The sequence below is a fragment of the Halomonas sp. ATBC28 genome (assembly GCF_005937175.1).
Taxonomy (GTDB): Bacteria; Pseudomonadota; Gammaproteobacteria; order Pseudomonadales; family Halomonadaceae; genus Vreelandella; species Vreelandella titanicae.
In genome coordinates, this window is record NZ_VCQL01000011.1 from 1 (window position 1) to 20,046 (window position 20,046).

The 20,046-nt window shown below is 53.3% G+C and carries 9 protein-coding genes; 1 reads left to right on the plus strand and 8 read right to left on the minus strand.

Annotated features, from left to right (window positions below):
• The 6 genes from E0L35_RS13795 to hutI all read right to left on the minus strand — a co-directional run.
• Positions 1-8,892 (minus strand): malectin domain-containing carbohydrate-binding protein (locus E0L35_RS13795; protein WP_249362142.1); only part of this gene is annotated, 8,892 nt, incomplete at its 3' end.
• Positions 8,893-9,969: 1,077 nt separating this feature from the next.
• Positions 9,970-11,316, minus strand: coding sequence for a Na+/H+ antiporter family protein (locus E0L35_RS13800; protein ID WP_022524079.1), 1,347 nt, complete (start codon positions 11,314-11,316; stop codon positions 9,970-9,972).
• 76 nt (positions 11,317-11,392) lie between these two features.
• Complete coding sequence (gene hutH / locus E0L35_RS13805; RefSeq protein ID WP_022524080.1) at positions 11,393-12,928, minus strand: histidine ammonia-lyase; 1,536 nt, start codon at positions 12,926-12,928, stop codon at positions 11,393-11,395.
• Positions 12,929-12,993: 65 nt separating this feature from the next.
• On the minus strand, positions 12,994-14,673 hold the full coding sequence (gene hutU / locus E0L35_RS13810) for a urocanate hydratase (protein ID WP_138800563.1): 1,680 nt from the start codon (positions 14,671-14,673) through the stop codon (positions 12,994-12,996).
• An 83-nt stretch (positions 14,674-14,756) separates the two neighbouring features.
• Positions 14,757-15,704: a formimidoylglutamase gene (gene hutG, locus E0L35_RS13815; RefSeq protein ID WP_138800564.1), complete on the minus strand. Its 948-nt coding sequence runs from the start codon at positions 15,702-15,704 to the stop codon at positions 14,757-14,759.
• Positions 15,694-16,908, minus strand: a complete 1,215-nt coding sequence (hutI, locus tag E0L35_RS13820) for an imidazolonepropionase (RefSeq protein WP_138800565.1) — start codon at positions 16,906-16,908, stop codon at positions 15,694-15,696. Before hutI ends, hutG begins: the two co-directional genes overlap by 11 nt.
• A 313-nt stretch (positions 16,909-17,221) precedes the next feature.
• Here hutI and E0L35_RS13825 point away from each other — a divergent pair, with 313 nt between their 5' ends.
• Positions 17,222-18,544, plus strand: coding sequence for a YjiH family protein (locus E0L35_RS13825; protein WP_138800566.1), 1,323 nt, complete (start codon positions 17,222-17,224; stop codon positions 18,542-18,544).
• A gap of 85 nt (positions 18,545-18,629) precedes the next feature.
• On the opposite strand, the gene hutC is transcribed toward E0L35_RS13825, so the two are convergent.
• Together hutC and E0L35_RS13835 are read right to left on the minus strand one after the other, a co-directional pair.
• Complete coding sequence (gene hutC / locus E0L35_RS13830; RefSeq protein WP_089692053.1) at positions 18,630-19,343, minus strand: histidine utilization repressor; 714 nt, start codon at positions 19,341-19,343, stop codon at positions 18,630-18,632.
• A 380-nt stretch (positions 19,344-19,723) separates the two neighbouring features.
• Complete coding sequence (locus E0L35_RS13835; RefSeq protein ID WP_138800567.1) at positions 19,724-20,032, minus strand: Arc family DNA-binding protein; 309 nt, start codon at positions 20,030-20,032, stop codon at positions 19,724-19,726.
• Positions 20,033-20,046: the final 14 nt, after the last annotated feature.

Here is a 20,046-nt window from a genome sequence, read left to right on the forward strand (position 1 = left end):
GACGGTGTAATTGGTCGCTGCGGTAAAGTCCTCGGCCTGGAGGCGTATGGGTGTTGTTGGCGCGACCTCGTCATCCTCTGTCACTGTGCCCGTTGCCGTCGCAGCAGCGGGATCGATAGCAAACGCCGCGTCTGCAATCCCATTCAGGATGACACTGACCTGCTCCGGACCATTGGCTTGATCATCGTTGGCGACGTCAACCGTCAAACTGCCGACGCCGCCGGTGAAGACCACCGTGCGGGGCTCGACCACCCCATCAATATCCACGCTCAAGGCCACCTCGCCGCTAAAGCCTTCCGAGGCGGTAAGGCCGAAGCTTAGCGTGGTGGAGCCCTCGTCGCCGTTTTCGACCATTGAACCGGCGTCGGTAATACCGATTACCGTTTGGCCAACATCATCTTCTGTCACTGTGCCCGTTGCCGTTGCAGCCGCGGGATCGATAGCAAACGCCTCGTCTGCAATCCCGGCTAGGATGACACTGACCTGCTCCGGGCCATTAGCTTGATCATCGTTGGCGACGTCAACCGTCAAACTGCCGATGCCGCCGGTGAAGACCACCGTGCGGGGCTCGGATGTACCATTAATAGTGAGATCCAGAGCCACCTCGCCGCTGAAGCCTTCCGAGGCGGTAAGGTCGAAGCTTAGCGTGGTGGCACCCTCGTCGCCGCTTTCGACCATCGGATCAGCATCGGAAATACCGATCAAGGTCGGCGCCGGTGGCTCGACAATTCCCGCGGGCACAAACTCGATATAGTCGATGCGCGCATATTCAAAGGGTGCCGCCGTGCTTGCCAGGTCCAGAGTAGCGTCGTCACCCACCGTGACGTTTTCGAAAGTCACCGTGCGGAAGCTTGCTGCCTGAGCAGCATTGCCACTGGTGGCGTCGTTATCGAAGATCCAGTCGCCGCTGAAGCTCTGACCCTGGGCATTACCGATGCTCAACTGCGCCGTACTTTCGCCGTCGTTTTCGTCAAAATACCCGACAATCACGGTATAAGTGCCCGACGCAACCGCACCGGCTAGCGCGTAGCTGGCCGTGCCCGACTCACCGCCCTGCAGCCGGATGCCTTGACCCTCATCCGCTGCGCCGATGTTCTCGACGGTGTAATTGGTTGCCGTGGTAAAGTCCTCGGCCTGGAGGCGTACGGGCGTTGTTGGCGCGACCTCGTCATCCTCTGTCACTGTGCCCGTTGCCGTCGCAGCCGCGGGATCGATAGCAAACGCCTCGTCTGCAATCCCGGCTAGGATGACACTGACCTGCTCCGGGCCATTGGCTTGATCATCGTTGGCGACGTCAACCGTCAAACTGCCAACGCCGCCGGTGAAGACCACCGTGCGGGGCTCGACCACCCCATCAATATCCACGCTCAGAGCTACCTCGCCGCTAAAGCCTTCCGAGGCGGTAAGGCCGAAGCTTAGCGTGGTGGTCCCCTCGTCGCCGTTTTCGACCATTGAATCGGCGTCGGTAATACCGATTACCGTTTGGCCAACATCATCTTCTGCCACTGTGCCCATTGCCGTCGCAGCAGCAGGATCGATAGCAAACGCCTCATCTGCAGTCCCGGCTAGGATGACACTGACCTGCTCCGGACCATTGGCTTGATCATCGTTGGCGACGTCAACCGTCAAACTGCCGACGCCGCCGGTGAAGACCACCGTGCGGGGCTCGGATGTACCATTAATAGTGAGATCCAATGCCACCTCGCCGCTGAAGCTTTCCGAAGCGGTAAGGCCGAAGCTTAGTGTGGTAGAGCCCTCGTCGCCGTTTTCGACCACCGGACCAGCATCTGTTATGCCAACCAGTACCTGAGGTGTGGCCTCTTCGGTCGAGGACACCTGGAGATAGTCGTAAGAAATGTCGAAAGTATCAGGCGACTGACCGCCGGTGGATGTTTGTATAAAGCCTACGCTGACGCCCTGAGCTTCATCCTTAATTGCTGAAGCCAACGGATCAGTCAGCGTTATTTCTCCCGAAGCACCGTCAATTATATTGGTATTATTCAACGTCAATACAGAGCGAGTGAGTGCCTTAACTTCGCCGGATGTAGTATCTACGACTATTTCAAGCATCAGCTTCACTGAAGCTATGTCGCTGTAGACAACACCACTCGGTAAGGCAAAGGTCGCGCCTGGAACAGCAGGTGTTGCTCCCTCTACCTGTTTATTTTCATGGGCGAGCTGGAAAGCAGCGGTACCGTTCGCACCGAAAATCCATTTCACTAGATTGTCTTCCGAAAGACTGACCGCAACACCACCAGCCTGGTAGTTAAGTGGTGCCTGCAGGCCCTCTTGCTGATCATCGAAGTCCGGCATAGCAAAACTTGTCTCAACGATAAAGCCACCAGGATTCTTCACCCCTACCGCATATGCATCCTTCTGAGAATTGTTGTTGGTATAGTGATCACCTGTATCGGCTACAATATTGAGTGTGCCATTCTCGACACTTGCTGTACCGCTCTCGACAGCTCCAGCAGAATTACTCTCATTTGCCCGGCCCATTAACCCCGTCAGGCCAGCCTCATAAGGACTCGCGGTGTCTTCTTCAAAGTCAAGCAAGAAGGTTTCGCCAGCCGCTAAAATCATGCCATTAGCAGCATCGTATGGGAAAAGGTCGTCATCATTATTAACGCCGTCTTCATCCAGGTCGTCCGGATTGGGCACAGAGCCCTCATCGTCTTCGGTCACACTACCCGTTGCTGTGGCCGCCGATGCATCAATTTCAAACAACCCTGTGCTATTGACTGCAACCAAAGTGACTGAAATTTCGCTAGTACCATTAGCCACATCGTCATTAGGCACATCAACCGACAGGATGGCGGTGCCGTCGCTGAAGTTCAACGTATCCGTCACGGTCGCGCCATCGATGCTCAGGGTCAATTCCACCTCGCCACTAAAGCCATCTGAAGCGGTGAGGCCGAAGTTCAGTGTCGTGAAGCCATCGTCTCCATTCTCGATGATGTCAGGAGCATTAACGATAGCCAGAGTAGTGGTGGGATCCGTTGGCTCTGAAATGAGATCCGGCGAGGTCACGTTGAGATAATCCCAACTAGCCATGAACGACTCTATGGGATCGTTGTAATCAGTTGAAGTGACCCCGACTGCCGTTGTTGAGTTCGGATCAGTAAGATTACTTAGCACTGCGGGTGGCAACACCTCAGGGGACGCCGTTGCGAAACCTTCGGTTGCCTCGGCACGCAAGCCCCCCAGAACATTTTCGTTAGTATCGAAGAAAGTAACGATAGGAGTCACAGTACCGGCTGTCTTGTTGACGACTAGCGTCAGTTCTACAGAGGCAATATCATTCAGGGTTGTTGAGGCATTACTCAGCATACTCGCAAGCGGAATGACTGTATCAATGGCGCTTTTGGACCAGATTTGCACCCCGTTACCGCCATTACCACCGAACACTAGCTTGACGAGCTCATTATTGCCCTGACTGCCAAGACCGAAGACTATGCCTTGCTGGGCATAGTTCGGGACAATATCAGTTGGTAACTCTTGGGCTGCGAGCGCGGCAGGGAAGGGATTATCAAAGCGCGAGGTAATGTTTATCGTCTCTAACGCTGGATCGCCCAGTGCCACATACTTGATAAAGTCATTCGCACTCGGGGCAGCCGCTTGTGAAATGTCGCCATTGGATGTCCAGACGACCAGTTCGCCCCCCTCCACAGTCGTGAAGACCGTATCATCTACAACGTCACCCAGCGTGCCATCAAAACCGCCTTCCTCAAGTGGCGATCCGGGATTCTCGAAATCAAGTTCGAGAATGACTCCATCGCTCGAGTAATTCACATAAACCGAACTAGCCGTTGCGCTGTTGCCATTGTTATCGCTATCGAGTACTGCATTGGCGGCGACTGAAGCGGTGATTGTCCCGGTTTGCCAGCCGCTCTCAGGGGCGTCAAAGGTATAGGTGGCAATGCCACTGGCGCTATCATAAGCCACCAGCGAAGGAGTAACTAACGCACCAGCGGCAGAGGAAACAGTGACATCGGTAGCACCGATCTGTGTGCCAGAAATGTTGCCATCGTCAGTGTACTGGACAGTGACAATAACCTGTCCATCGCTCGATTCCGGCGCTTCAATCGAAAGAATGCTGGCAATCGGTATACCGCTGTCGACTGCCTGATAAATAGCTATGGCGTTGAAGCCCGGCTCGCCGTTATCCGCATTGACATCAATAACGATCTTGCCATCTGTCACTATAACGTTTTTGGTAAGAACGGTTGGCTTGTCGGCTCCTCCCGCTGCTGTAAAGGCATCGAAGTTCTCGGCAAACAACTCGCCTTGTATCGTATAGTCCCCCTGGCGCTGGCCGGCCTGGGTTTGATAAAGCTCAGCAAAATGCAGCTCCACCACATATAAACCATTGGGCACTTCATAGGTTGCTGTGTATGAGCCAGCGGCAGAGTCACGATAGGTGTGGTAGGCAGAACCATCCAGATCGACCCCACCACTGTTGCTACCGGTTGCTCCGGCTTTACCATCAATATTGCTGCCTGTTTTTGTACTCGGCGAGTAATACGCGGGGTCATCCGCCTCAAGATCGATACCCAGGATCGGATCATTGGTGATGGCACCTCCATAAGTATTTTTATCATCACCTTCGAGACTATTATCGATAGTGTTGCTGGTTGGTCCAACGTTTATCGCTCTTTGTAACGCTCCCTTGACGAGCTGTTCAAGGTTCCGGGCAATAATGACATCCGTTTCAAAAGCAGCGATACCAAGGCCTGCAGTATCAGTAAAGCTACCTGCAGCAACACCAACCTTGAAAGCACCATTTTCCCAAGCATTAGAACCTGCCGGCGGAGAAATGGTGTACTGGATAGTAGCGGTCTTGCCATCATTGCTGAGTGTAATAGCATCGTTATCAGCCAGGGAGACGGCACCAGGCTCATAACCGGTAAAAATCAGCTCATCACCATTGATAGAATCAACATTAATTCCAGCGTTATCGGTAACCACTACTGTGGCCAAGATGTCACTGTCGTTATCGAAAGGTTGATCGATCATTATCGACACGACTTCCGGTGGTGTTACATCTTCAGGTGGCACATAGGTTCCACCAACTTGCCAGACCACCAAACCGCTGATTTTGGCCTGGTTGATCGAGGCATCGAAGCCAATGTTGAGAACACCATCAGTGACGGTAACGGCGTAGGTCTTGATCACTTCGGTTGCTGCGCTACCAACATCGCCAATAATGTCATAGTCATCTTCCACCAGCGCATCTTCAATGCTGATGTCAAAGACACGCGCTCCGGTACCACTGCTGTTTTCCACACCATGGTAAATTTCGGCGAAGTACATATCGATCAGGTATTCACCGTTCTCGACCGGAATCGAGTAGCCCCATTCGCCGGCATCTTCTGCCGAGCGCTCAGACTGATGCAGCTCATCGGGGACACTGCCGTCGATGTCGACTACGTTGACATAATCTTTGGAGGTGACACCGCTAACCCAGCCATTAACCTCAGCGTTGGTCATGTCTGAGAGGAAATCAATTGTCTGGTCACGTACGGTGACGTTGTTAATATCGGGGCCCCCCGAGCTGATCGCAGCAACCGCGGTCAACGCAGGTACAGTGGTAATGCGCGTCCCGTTGGCGGTGGACGTGAAGCTGAATACTGACTCGCCAGTACTGGGATCGAAGTCGTCAAAACCTTCACCACTAAAAGTGATTGCTGTTTCGTTATTGATAGTAATGATCGCGGATCCAGCTTGATAGGTTACGTCGCTGGCATCGAACGAAGCACCCTGAACAACGACTTCATCGTCGGGTGTGAAGTCGGTGATTTCAGTACCGTTTATAGTATCGAGCGTACCTTGGAAGCTGTCGGCTCCACCGCCCCCTGTAAACGTATTATTGCCACTCCCGGCGATCATCACGTTGTCGCCGCCATTACCAGTGGCATGAAAATCTGCCATGGTGCCGGAGCCATCGAAGTTCTCGACGCTGTCATCCAGCGGCGACAGTACGGTATCGGTTCCGGTATAGATAATAGTGTCAATACCATTAGAGCCTTCGGCCCCCACACCGCCAGCCGAATCTGCCTCAATCTCATTACCGAAGCCATTTATTTTGAGGTTTTCGAAGTTAACCGGTGCAAGAGGCGCACCTTCACTGGTTTCAGCTAGGAAGCCAAAAGCAGCTCCAGAGGGGGCCTGGGAATCACCATCGCTGATGGTATGATTACCTGTCAGGACGTCACGTAAAACACCCTCAGGCAGCGTAAAACCATTCAGAGGCAGTTCGGTAAAGGCATCCTCGCTATTGAAACGGTAGCCCGCGTAGAGGGCGAAGCCGTCAGCCATATCAATCTCTAGGTATAATTCAACCTGCGTCACAGCAGTATCTGTGAGTGCTGGCACCGCCACTTGAGCCAACGCCTGATAATTGTTGTCGTTGATTTCATAACCAACTTCAAAGCCAGCTCCTCCGTTTACCTCTCCAAACACAAGGCGTACGAAGTTGGCCTGAGTACCATCGCCAAACATGAGCCCGGTCAGTTGGCCATCTGCAACACCGCCATTATCGGCAACCCAGTTGAGCACCTGTGTTGTTGCCACCAGACGCTGAACATCACTGCTGGGATTGACACCTACATGCATAGCATCACGAACGCTATTTGCAGGACCGACCACACTGCCCGGCACAACCTCCTTGATTTGGAACAGCGCGGCATTGGCACCGGGAATGATATTACCGCCGATATCATAAAGGCCGGGAAGCCCCTGATCCGGGTTGGCATCCTGGTTCGGCGTCGCACCATCAAGTGCTGCGCCCATCAAACCAGTATCACCAATGGTGCCGGGATAGGGAGCCTCGGTAGGCTGAAAATTCATGACGATGGCTTCGCCTGGCGTCAGCGCGAGACCATTTGCAGCGCTGTACTCAAATGGATCATGAATATGGTTAATGCCGTCAAGATCATGATCAGTCGGATCAGCGGCTTCACTGCCGGCGAGAGGAACAGCGCCATTATTGGGCTGTAGGATTTCGATTTTGGTACCACTTCCGCTGTAAACAGTTGCCCAAACAGAACCACGAAACGCTGCCTGGTTATCCCATGCAGATAGGTCATCGCCAATAGAAGCCAGCCCAAGAGGACTACCTGACAACGTCAATGTGATCCTCTCAGCAGCTTTTACCCCGCCGCTACCGCTTGCGGTTTGCATGACGCCATTCTCATCCCGCCCCATCACGATGAGGTTGCCACCGCCCAACTGTACTGCCATAAGAGCGCCGGACATCTTCGTCTCACCATCATCAAAAACGGTCGACGTATATTCGGTCAAGCCATTGATCGACCCTGTACCTGAGTCAATTGCGCCATCGTTATATCCTCCTTCGAGATAGTTGCCTTCGATAGCGTTAAGTGTGGCCACCACGTCATCAATATCTGCCGGCACCCCAGCGGTTCCGAGTACATCGGATCCTCCGATACTCGGCGGCGTCTGGGTATAGTCGCTAGTCAGGTACGCCTCACCATTTTCGGTAATGTAATACAGCTCTCCAGGAACTAAGCTAATAACGCGGCTTGTAAGATCCCCAGAAGACACGCCGTTAGACTCATCCTCAACGGTAACCAGCCAGTCGATAACACTGTCGTAGTGCTCTTCAGATACCAGCAGGAAAGCGTCCTCAACCCCATTTTTGGGCGTAAAGAGGAGCCCAGCTTCACCGCCACTGGCACGTGTCGGGTTCGGGTGGCCGCCGTAAACCAGGGTTAAAGGATCGTCAAAGTCAGGATGCGCCATTACGTAGGTGGCGGCGCCCGCCTGACCAGCGGAAAGAACCCGGCCAGCGAGATCGTCTGATCGAGTGATTTCGTGAAACTGATCGAGGTTTTTAGGATTCCAAGCTTCAGTATTGATGCTGTCACTACCACTACCATCACCGTTATTAAGATTGGTAGCTATATAGTTTTCATCTTGTTCAGCATCGATATTGCCACCATTATCCCCCGCCTCCCCAACAGGGCGACCGCCCCAGCTATTATTAGCGCCGTTATCATAAGTCCAGACGCGTCCATCTTCGGTAACTTCTACATCATAGGCATTACGATACCCCGCAGAATAAATCTGCACTGGGCCGTTAGGGTCTATTTTTCCCCCGTTGAAGCCATCATTACCACCAAAGGGGTCAGTGAGCGCTTCTTCGCTCGGGGAGCGTGAGGGGTCGTTTAAGGTAGGAATGTCATAGACGTAATTGCGGCCATCATCGTTTTTGATCTCCATGGATTTAAGTTGATCAAGATCGACCTCTAAAATCGCCGCACTATAGGCCGTTTCCTGCTGTCCAGAAAAATTATTCGAAGGTGCACCAGCATTGGCATTCCCCCCGTTAGCAACGATGAGCCTCTCACTTAGTAAACGACCGTTATCGTCAAACTCTTGTATGACTTCCAAACCATTAAGAGAGTGATTCTCTTCGGAACGAGCAAGTCCCCGGACAAGATCTAGTGCTTCCCATCCATCTACTGTCTGCGTTAGGCGCGTAATGATGCCAGAGTTTGTATCGAGACCTGTGTCAGAGCCACTACTCCCAGCACCAATGCGATTATCACTAGATGTCACATAGATATTGACTGCCGGCTTTCCATTAATTATGACCGGGTCACCGTTTTCATCATATTGCGGGGTTACATCAATACCCGTAACTTGACGATTGTTAGATCCCCCCTCGGTACCATCATCGTTATGGTTAGGTAATTCCTTTACTAAAAAAACAGTTTCAGCTTCAACAACATAGAAACTTGCCGTACTGTCACTATCTGCTGTATTAGGATCTCCAAATGCTACGGTTAAAACCTTGACATCACCACTCTGCTCAGTGATATAGAGGCGACCATCTGCCCCCCACACCAGTGCGGTAGGTTGGGACAAGGTAATTTTTCCGTTGAGATCTAAACTGCTTTGAGAAAAATTATTCGTAACCATGATGGGAGGATCCTTTTAACTGATTATTTTAAAACAGCTTTCGGGCAACAAATTAACTAAAAATTACTAAAACAGAACGCAAGCCCTACTTCGCATCATGAACTTTAATCTGCAAGCAATTTTCAGCTTCATTAGTTTTATCAACAATGCTAAAGCTACGCGGCAACAAACGCTGCTGCATAGCTTCCACGCAAAGCCACGCACTGGTTAAAAAATAGTTCGGATAAAAAAAACATCAACAGACTTATTATAAAAATCAGGCCAACTAACCAAGAAAACAAAGTTTAGGTTTTATTTTTTACTGTTACCAAGCAAAAGAAACATTAAAAATAATACATTTTCCGTTTAAAAAATGACGCCAACTAATGCTTTTTTACAGTAGAAACCTAACTATCAAGGACTAAAAACATACCATTCCAGGCCACATCCAGAAGCTAATGCACTGATTTCTTATTAACAAAATCAATCAAGAAAGCTTCCCTTACTTTATTTTAAACAACTGAATAACCGAGGAAATACATTTGACCACCTCGTTTGAACAAAGCATTGTTTAAGCGAGTGTATGCATTAGCCCTTTTAAATGACTGGGAACTTATTCGTGCAAGAAAAAATCAAGTGGTGGAAATCGTCTCTAATAAAATCGTAAGTTGGTAGCTATAGTTTTCGTGACGTACAGCTATCCAGCCGTGCCACTCAGCAGCAAAGACGACCAAATAAACGATAAGCATTTAAAGGCAGTCACTGTATTTCATCCGCTGGTATAGAAGGCGGTCTCAATAATCAAGCGCACACGACGTGACTTCCACTCCAGTTCGATCTACATCGTCCAGGCGTGATGGATGTCAATGGCATCTAATTAGCAGATAGAGTTTGGCGTCCCTGGCGGGAGTCAAATCAACCGCCCGCCCTGCCTAACACGCCAACGCCCCGCACAAAGGCGGGGCGTTGGCCATACGCTGTAGAATGGTTAGTTAATGCTTAAGCGTCGCGAAATTGTATTGCGGTTCGATCCAGTTAGTGGAATCAAAGCACCATGGCAGCAACCCAGCCGAACACAATCAACGGGATGTTGTAGTGCAGAAAGGTAGGCACCACGCTATCCCAGATATGGTCATGCTGCCCATCGGCGTTAAGGCCTGCGGTGGGGCCTAGGGTGGAGTCTGAAGCGGGTGAGCCTGCGTCGCCCAGGGCGGCGGCCGTGCCTACCAATGCCACTGTCGCCATAGGCGAAAAGCCAAAGCTCAGTGCCAAAGGCACATAGAGCGAAGCAATAATGGGAATGGTCGAAAACGAAGAGCCAATGCCCATGGTGATAAAGAGACCGACCAGCAGCATAATCAATGCGGCCAGCCCTTTGTTGTCACCGATAAGCTCGGCAGAGCTCGCCACCAGCCCTTCCACCTCACCACTGGCCTGCATCACACTGGCAAAACCTGCCGCTGAAATCATGATAAAGCCGACCAGGGCCATCATGCGCATCCCCTCGGTAAAGATACCGTCCTGCTCGTGCCAGCGGAAAACGCCACTCATGGAGAGCAAGGCAAACCCAAAGATGCCGCCAAGTACCATAGAGCCCGTCATCAGTTGCACGGTGACCGTACCTACCAGGGAAATAACCAACATGGCCTTTTGCCACCCGGCTAGAGAAAGCGCGGCCTCTTGGGGCGATTTGTCACCATGGGCCAGCTCACGGTCTTCGTAGTCACGCCCCTTGCGATAACTCCAAAACACCGCCACCGCCAACCCTAATGCCATTCCACCAATGGGAATCGCCATCGCCAGTGGCACCATTTGACGGGTCACTTCCAACCCCAGCGCCGCGCCGCTTTCGTTGAGGTTCGCGAGCAGTATGTCATTCAGAAATATCGCCCCAAACCCCACGGGCAATAACATATACGGCGCCGTGATACCGAAGGTAATCACGCAAGCCACCAGTCGCCGGTCAAGCTTCAGATGATTCATCAGCTTTAGCAGCGGCGGCACCAGCACTGGAATAAAAGCAATATGGACAGGAATCAAGTTCTGCGAGCTGACTGCCGCGGCTAAAAGCGCCGCCAGCAGTGTATAGGTGACCGTTCGGCGGCTACCCCCGGACTCGTCTAACTGGAAACGTCCAATCGCCCGGCTGGCCAGCAGCTCGGTGATACCTGAACGGGATAAAGCAACGGCAAACGCCCCTAACACTGCATAAGAGAGCGCGATGGTGGCGCCATTACCCAACCCCTCATTAAAGGCGTCAAGGATCTCACCAATAGGCATACCCGCATATAACCCACCTACCAGCGTGGCGACGATAAGGGCAAACACAACTGAAACGCGAGCAAGACTCAAGCCGACCATCACTAGGATAGCCAGAACGATAGCATTCATGAAAAACCTACTTTGTTGTTAGATGGTAATAATGCGTTCCCTATGGCCTAGCGCCACAGGGAACGCATGAAACGCCTTAAAACTGGCTTGGCAACGTATGCGGATGCGCCAGCGGGCTTAACGTGCGCTCACGTATTAGTTCGCTAGCGGCTTCGATATCGGGCGCGAAGAAGCGATCCTGCTTGTAGTGGCTAACGCGCGCACGTAGCAGTTGCCTGGCTTGCTCTAGCGGCTGGGTAGTGGTCAAGCCCTGGCGCATGTCCAACCCTTGGCACGCCCCCAGCCATTCGATGGCTAAAATGCCGCACACATTCTCCGCCATTTCCCACAACCGCTTACCGGCGGCAGGCGCCATTGAGACATGGTCTTCCTGATTAGCCGAGGTAGGCAGGCTGTCGACACTATGGGGGTGCGCCAAGGCTTTATTTTCACTCGCCAGCGCCGCGGCGGTGACCTGGGCAATCATAAACCCGGAATTGACCCCTCCGTTCTCGACCAGGAATGGCGGTAGCTGCGACATGTGCTTGTCCATCATCAAAGAGACACGACGCTCGGCCAGAGAACCGATCTCGGCGATGGCTAACGCCAGGTTGTCAGCGGCCATGGCTACCGGTTCAGCATGAAAATTACCGCCGGAAATAATGTCATCCTGCTCGGCAAATACCAGCGGGTTATCAGAGACCGCGTTGATTTCCGCCGCGAGCACCTCGGCTGTCTGACGAATCTGGGTTAATACCGCACCCATCACCTGTGGCTGGCAGCGCAACGAGTAGGGATCCTGGACTTTATCGCAGTTAGCATGGGAGTCACCGATGGCACTCTTTTCGCCGAGGAGATGGCGGTAAGCGGCGGCCGCGTCAATCTGGCCGCGCTGGCCACGCACTTCATGAATCCGAGCGTCAAAGGGTGAACGTGACCCCAAAGTGGCTTCTACGGTTAGCGAACCGCATACCGTCGCCGCCGCAAACAGGTCTTCGGCGTCGAATAGCCCCCGCAGGGCATAGGCGGTCGATACCTGCGTGCCATTAAGCAGCGCCAGACCCTCTTTGGGTGCCAGCGTGATTGGCGCCAGGCCAGCGATTTCCAACGCCTTTTCGGCGGAGATCCACTCGCCTTTGTAGCGGGCTTTGCCCTCGCCTAGCAGCACAACGCTCATATGTGCCAGGGGCGCCAAATCACCGGATGCCCCCACCGATCCTTTAAGTGGAATATGTGGGTAAACCTCGGCATTGATCAGTGCCACCAGGGCATCCAATACCTCACGGCGGATGCCGGAGAAGCCTCTCGCCAGGCTATTGACCTTAAGCACCATAATCAAACGCACCAGGGCGTCGTCTATCGCCCTTCCCACACCAGTGGCATGAGAGAGCACCAGGGAACTCTGTAACGATTCAAGATCTTCGTTGGCAATGCGGGTCTGGGCCAATAAGCCAAACCCCGTATTAATGCCATAGACCGTGCGGTTTTCACTGACGACCCGGTTAACGCAATCGACGCTTCGCTGGATATCTGCATTGGCGCTTTCCGGTAACGTGACAGGCACATGCGCTTCGTGGATCTGGCGGGCTTGGGCAAGGGTCATTTTGCCAGGCTGAATTTCTAGATGTTTCATTTATTCGCCTTTAGAGACAGGAAGGTGGTCATCCCACCTTCTCAACTGTTGTATTTGTGCGGGCTTTACTGATTGAGCATCGGCAAATCAAGACCGTTTTCGCTGGCGCACTTTTTAGCAATGTCATAACCAGCATCGGCATGACGCATCACGCCAGTGCCCGGATCGTTGCGCAGCACACGGCCTAAGCGGGCGTGGGCATCATCGCTGCCGTCACACACGATCACCACGCCAGAATGCTGGGAGTAGCCCATGCCAACCCCACCGCCATGATGTAACGACACCCATGTGGCACCGCCTGCGGTGTTTAGCAGCGCGTTGAGTAACGGCCAGTCGGAAACGGCGTCAGAACCATCCATCATCGCCTCGGTTTCGCGGTTGGGGCTGGCAACGGAACCCGAATCGAGATGGTCGCGACCAATAACGATCGGTGCTTTTAGTTCGCCGTTCTTCACCATTTCGTTGAAGGCCTGCCCCAGGCGGGCACGGTCTTTAAGCCCCACCCAGCAAATGCGTGCTGGCAACCCCTGGAAGCTAATGCGCTCACGCGCCATGTCGAGCCAGTTGTGCAAGTGCGGGTCATCGGGAATGAGTTCTTTGACCTTCTGGTCGGTCTTATAAATGTCCTCAGGATCCCCAGAGAGCGCCACCCAGCGGAAGGGGCCGATACCCTGGCAAAAGAGAGGACGAATATAGGCAGGCACAAAACCCGGAAAATCAAAGGCGTTGGCAACCCCCTCCTCCATTGCCATCTGCCGAATGTTATTGCCGTAATCAAACGTGGGCACGCCCATTTTCTGGAAGTCGAGCATCGCTTGCACATGCACCGCCATCGATTGCTTGGCCGCCTTCACAGTGGCCTCAGGCTCAGACTTGCCCCGCGCCACGTACTCTTCCCATGTCCAGCCGGAAGGCAGGTAGCCATGCAATGGGTCGTGGGCACTGGTCTGATCCGTGACCATATCCGGTTTGATGCCGCGTTTAATCAGTTCCGGCAGCACATCAGCGGCGTTACCACACAGGCCAATAGAAATAGCCTTACCTTCGGCGGTATAGCGCTCAATACGCGCCAGAGCGTCATCAAGGTTGTCAGCCTGTTCATCCAGGTAGCGGGTACGCAAGCGGAAGTCGAGGCTCGCCTGCCGACACTCAATATTCAGCGAACAGGCACCGGCCAACGTAGCCGCCAACGGCTGAGCGCCGCCCATACCGCCAAGCCCGGCGGTCAGAATCCAACGCCCCTTAAGCTCACCGTCGTAGTGCTGGCGGCCCGCCTCAACAAAGGTTTCATAGGTGCCTTGCACAATGCCCTGGGAGCCGATATAGATCCAAGAACCCGCCGTCATCTGGCCGTACATCATCAAGCCTTTGCGATCCAGTTCGTTGAAGTGCTCCCAGTTAGCCCAGGCAGGTACCAGGTTGGAGTTGGCGATCAATACCCGAGGCGCATCCTTATGGGTTTCAAAGACGCCGACGGGTTTACCAGACTGCACAAGCAGGGTCTGGGTATCTTCCAAACGCTGTAACGTTTCGACGATTTTGTCGTAGCACGCCCAGTCACGGGCAGCGCGGCCGATGCCGCCGTACACCACTAAATCCTCGGGGCTTTCGGCTACATCCGGATGAAGGTTGTTCATCAACATGCGAAGCGGCGCTTCGGTCAGCCAGCTTTTACAGCTGAGCTGAGTACCGGTCGGCGCAATGATCTTACGTGAAGCATCGTGACGTTTATCGTTGGTTGGCATGGCGTCATTCCTTGTGTTTCTGTTCGTTATTCGTTGGTCTAGAGCGGTGCCCTGGTCAGTCATTCAGGGTTAGCTGTCTAAATTCAGTTATCTAAGGTCAGCAAATGCACAAGACGAGCCGCCGCTCTGGCGGTACGGCTGTCGATATCCAGGCTGGGGTTAAGTTCTGCCAAGTCCGCCAGGCGAAGCTTGCCGCTGTCACGCACGGCTTCAATCAGCGGCTCGATCAAGGCAAGCGAAACACCGCGTGCAGCGGGCGCACTGACGCCGGGGGCTTCGGCAGCAGGGAGCACATCCAGGTCGATGGTCAGATAAAGGTGGTCGCATTTGGCGATGAAGCGCTGCATGTCTCTAACGATAGAATCAAGGCGTAACGCATCGATCTCGCTATCTTCCCGAACCAATGTTCCGAGCGCGGCGGCGCTGGTAAATAAGGCGCGCGTATTAGCAGCGCGACTTACCCCCAGGCAGGCGTAGCGAAACGACCAATCCCACTCTTGGCACTTATCGGCAATCTGGGCGAAGGGTGTGCCTGAGGAGCGAATATGCGCTGGATCGCGCAAATCAAAGTGCGCGTCCAGGTTTATGATGCCAATCCGCGGTGGCGTCGTTTTTGGCATAAAAAACTGCGCCAGACCCAGCCAGCTAGCGTAGGCCACTTCATGCCCGCCACCCAGCACAATAGGCAGGTGGCTAGCGGTTAATAATGATGTCAGCCGATCAGCAAGCGTCTGTTGCGCTGCCTCTAACCCATCATCAACACAGCGCACATTGCCGGCATCGTAAGCAGGCGCGGTGCGATGCCAGGCCAACGGCGCCAGCGCACGGCGTATCGCACTAGGACCTTCAGCAGCGCCGGTGCGGCCCTGGTTACGCGCGACGCCGGCATCACTTTCGAAGCCCAGCAGTGCACACCCCGGCACGGCGTTGTTGGCTAACGGCTCAATACGCTGGTGCCAACGGTCACTATCGGGTTCAGGATCCGTGCGCCCCTGCCAGAGCGACATATCAATAGACGTATCAGCGGCCATGGGTTAACTCCCCCTGGTAGACGCGCTGCCGTAGGCGTCCTGGCTGCACCGCGTACGCCAATTCAGCAGGTGTCTCAATATCCCAGACACACAAATCAGCCACCGCGCCTTCGTGAAGCTGCCCCTGCCCTTTCAACCCTAGCGCGGCAGCACCATTGGAGGTCATCCCCGCCAACGCTTCCTGGGGCGTCATGCGAAACAGCGTACAAGCCAGGTTGAGCATTAACGTGGGCATAAATATCGGCGAGCTGCCTGGGTTGGCGTCGGTAGCAACAGCCATCGGCACACCCGCTTCGCGCAGCCCCACAATGGGCGGCTGCTGCGTTTCACGCAGGGTGTGGAAAGCACCGGGAAGAATAACGGCCACGCTGCCCGCTTCACGCATGGCAGCAATACCGGCGTCGTCGAGATACTCAATGTGGTCAGCGGATAATGCGCCGTGGTGGGCTGCCATCGCAGCACCCCCCAAATTTGAGAGTTGCTCGGCATGCGCTTTGATGGGTAAACCATGAGCTTGGGCGGCTTTGAAAACCCGCTCACACTGCGCTACTGAAAAGGCGATTTTTTCACAAAAGACATCGACGGCATCGGCCAGCCCCTCCGCCGCTGCGGCAGGAATCATTTCATTGCAGACCAGCTCGATATAGCCGTCGCTATCGTTCTCATACTCCGGCGGCAAGGCATGGGCACCTAACAGTGTCGTAAACACGCGTACTGGCAACTCTTCACCTAGACGCCGGGCCACCCGCAGCATCTTCAGCTCATTAGCCACGTCTAACCCATAGCCCGACTTGATCTCGACCGTAGTGACGCCTTCCTCAACCAGCGCTTTAAGACGTGGCAAAGCGGCATTGAAGAGCGTTTGTTCACTCGCTTCCCGCGTCGCCAAAACGGTACTCAGAATGCCCCCGCCACGGCGGGCAATGTCTTCATAGCTTGCGCCTTCCAAACGCGCCTCGAATTCGTCCGCGCGGGCGCCGCCAAACACCAAATGGGTATGGCAATCCACCAGGCCGGGCGTCATGACGCCGCCCCACCCCATATCATGACAACCCTCGGCCTGTGACTCATCGAAGCCACCCATGGGCGTCATGGTGACAACACGCTCACCTTGAGTAATGACGGCCATGGGCTCCGGCAACGTTTTCAGACCATCGAAGACACTGATATCGCGCCAAATGTAGCGACGTTTGTTATTAGCCATGGAGGTCTCCTTGGAGCAAACATAATGTATATACAATTAAGCCCACCCGCTAATCCTTCGTCAAGCAGTGAAACAACAAAACAAGCGCTCATAAAAATCTAATAAAAACTCAAAAAATAAAATAAAACATTTAATTAACAAGTAGTTAATTAAATAAAAAGAAGCGAATCAGAAGTACATGGCGACCACCAAATTAGACTAATGTCTATTTTTAAAGCGCTATACGTAAATGCCACATAGGGGTAGCTTATTGTATATACATGACAAGAAACCAAGCTCATAGCTATGACAACCAAACAACGAGAGGCGCCCCATGCACCCTACAGACCTACCCACTAAGCAGCGAACCAACGCTGTCACTATCTTTAAACTGTTTGTGCCTAGCGCTCTGGGCATCCTGATCTTTTTTGTTCCCATCGAGATAGCGGGGCGGCGTACTATCCTGCTCGATCATATGGTCACAGGACTGCGTTCGTTGATGGGGGAATACAGCGGCATCTATGCTTTAGCCATGATCGTGGCGGGTGCCGCCTACCCACTGTTCAAAGGCTATTGGCGGCGAACACTGACCGAAAGCATTTTTACCGTGCTGAAAATCATTGGCGTCGTTGTTGCCGTCATGGCGTTAACGGGTTGGGGTCCTGCGTTTTTGCACGAACCGGACATGTTGCCCTTCCTGTTCGAGAAACTGGTGATTCCGGTAGGTTTGATTGTGCCAATCGGCGCTATTTTCCTGGCACTGTTGATCAGCTATGGGTTGCTGGAATTGATTGGCGTACTGGTTCAGCCGGTCATGCGGCCCATTTGGCGAACCCCTGGGCGCTCGGCAATCGATGCCGTGGCTTCGTTTGTAGGTAGTTACTCGATCGGGCTATTGATTACCAACCGGGTTTATCAAGCGGGGCAGTATTCCGCCCGGGAAGCCGCCATCATTGCCACTGGTTTTTCCACGGTGTCGGCAACGTTCATGATCATCGTGGCCCGTACGCTGGACCTGATGAGCATTTGGAATTTGTACTTCTGGCTCACCCTGGTGATTACGTTCATCGTCACGGCTATCACGGTGCGGCTGCCGCCTCTGGCAAACATGGATGACCACAAGAGTGACGGAGAACCGGAGCCAATACCGGGGAAGCGTTTGAGCACGGCCTGGCAAGCAGGTACGGAGATTGCAGCCAAAGCGCCCAGTCTTCACCGCAGCGTAGCGCTCAACTTTAAAGAAGGGTTGATAATGGCCATCAGCATCCTACCGTCGATCATGTCGGTAGGCCTGCTCGGGCTTCTCATCGCCAAATACACGCCATTATTTGAATGGTTGGGATGGTTGTTTTACCCCTTTGTCGCCATTTGGGGGCTGGATGACGCCGCGGCGCTGGCGCAGGCATCTGCTTCCGGGTTGGCGGAAATGTTCTTACCGGCGCTACTGATGGCCGAGGCCGAATTCGTCGCCCGTTTCGCTGCAGGCGTGGTGTCAGTCTCCGCCGTGCTGTTCTTTTCTGCTTCCATACCCTGCATTCTTTCGACCAGCATTCCGCTTTCAGTAGGCCGCATGCTAATCGTATGGTTTATTCGCGTTGCCTTGAGCTTGCTACTTGCGGTGCCCTCAGGCTACCTGGTGCAGTCACTGACGAGTTGAATCCCAGTCCAGTTGAATACCCCCATTAACGAGATGCCACGAGGTCGAACAAATCGGCCTCGCTGGACTCTTGCTTAACTTCAATTTAAGCGCTTTTTCTTTGCAGGGAGGAGCGTAATTTATAGCGGTCTCCAGGATGGATCAGGCGGGCATAACTTATCAAATGCTCTTCCGACCAGGTACGCCGCACCATGCTCAAGCAAGGCGTCTGGGTATCGATACTTAGCCATTTGGCGGTTTGTTCATCCACGAGCACCGCTTCAACAATGTGTTCCATATCCGTCATGGGACAAGCGGCGACCAGCACCTCGTTAGGTGTATGGCGTGAAAAATCGGTATCAAGATAATCCGGCACCCAGCGTGGGTTAACGTAGCGGTTCTCAAGCTGAATCGGAATGTCATTCTCATAGTGCACCAAGAGGGTATGAAACACCCGGCTCCCAAGCCTCACGCCTAACCGCAGTGCAACTTCATCGTCTGCTTCAATCGCCTCTTGGGTGATGACTTTATTGCTGTACCGATGCCCACGCGAAAGCACTTCTTCGGCAATGTTGTATACCTCCACCAAAGAGGATTCTACCTTACGGTCGGTAACGAAGGTACCGACACCGGGTTGACGTACCAGGTACCCTTGCTGCACTAAATCTCTAATGGCTTTATTGGCCGTCATCCGGCTTACGCCAAAGTCCTTCGCCAGCCGCTCTTCCGTAGGTATCTGATGATTCAGTTGCCAATCACCGCACTGAATCTTATCCAACAGATGTTGACGGATCTGCTGGTAGAGAGGAGGACGCGTCATGAAGCTCCTTTTCGATTAAGACCGTTTGTCTATACAGCTATCTTACTAGCCTTGGTTAACAAAGCACACTGCCGCCAGGTCAACGCCATTGACCAATCATGTATGTAGCGCAAACGCCACCCACGGCTGCTTGTGCTGCATGACAATGAAGCTGGTTCATTCGCTACCTGTACGTGTTCTCGCGGTCTGGAGGAAATCGTTTATACCTTCGAGTCATTCATTTATTTTGAATGGGGAAAAAGCACATTATCTAGCGCATCTGAACCTTTTCAGCTTTTACGCCAAATAATAAAAAGCGACCTGAACAAAGCTCAGATCGCTATCTCCATCATTTAGCATGAATAACCAAAACCTTTGGACATGTGGAGCTTGTACCAACCTCACTCACCTTTTTGCTGGCTTGCCTCCAGGTGGCGCAACTCCCGATCAAGCTGACTCATTGCAGCCTCTAGCTGACGCTTCACCTCGCTGAGGTTTCTATAATCGCTGTTCGGCATGGTTTCCTTCTCCTCATACCCCACCCTTTCGAGTGCTTTTTCTCGACCATCTAGCTCAACCGTGCGGAGCAGCCTGGCGACTATCTCAGCATTCATGGATCGATGGTTAGTGTCGGCAGCCTCTTTCAACCAGTTCCGTAACTCGGGCGGCATACGGAGTTTGTACTGTGTGTGGGTATCGTGAGTTGTCATTTCTTAATGATGAA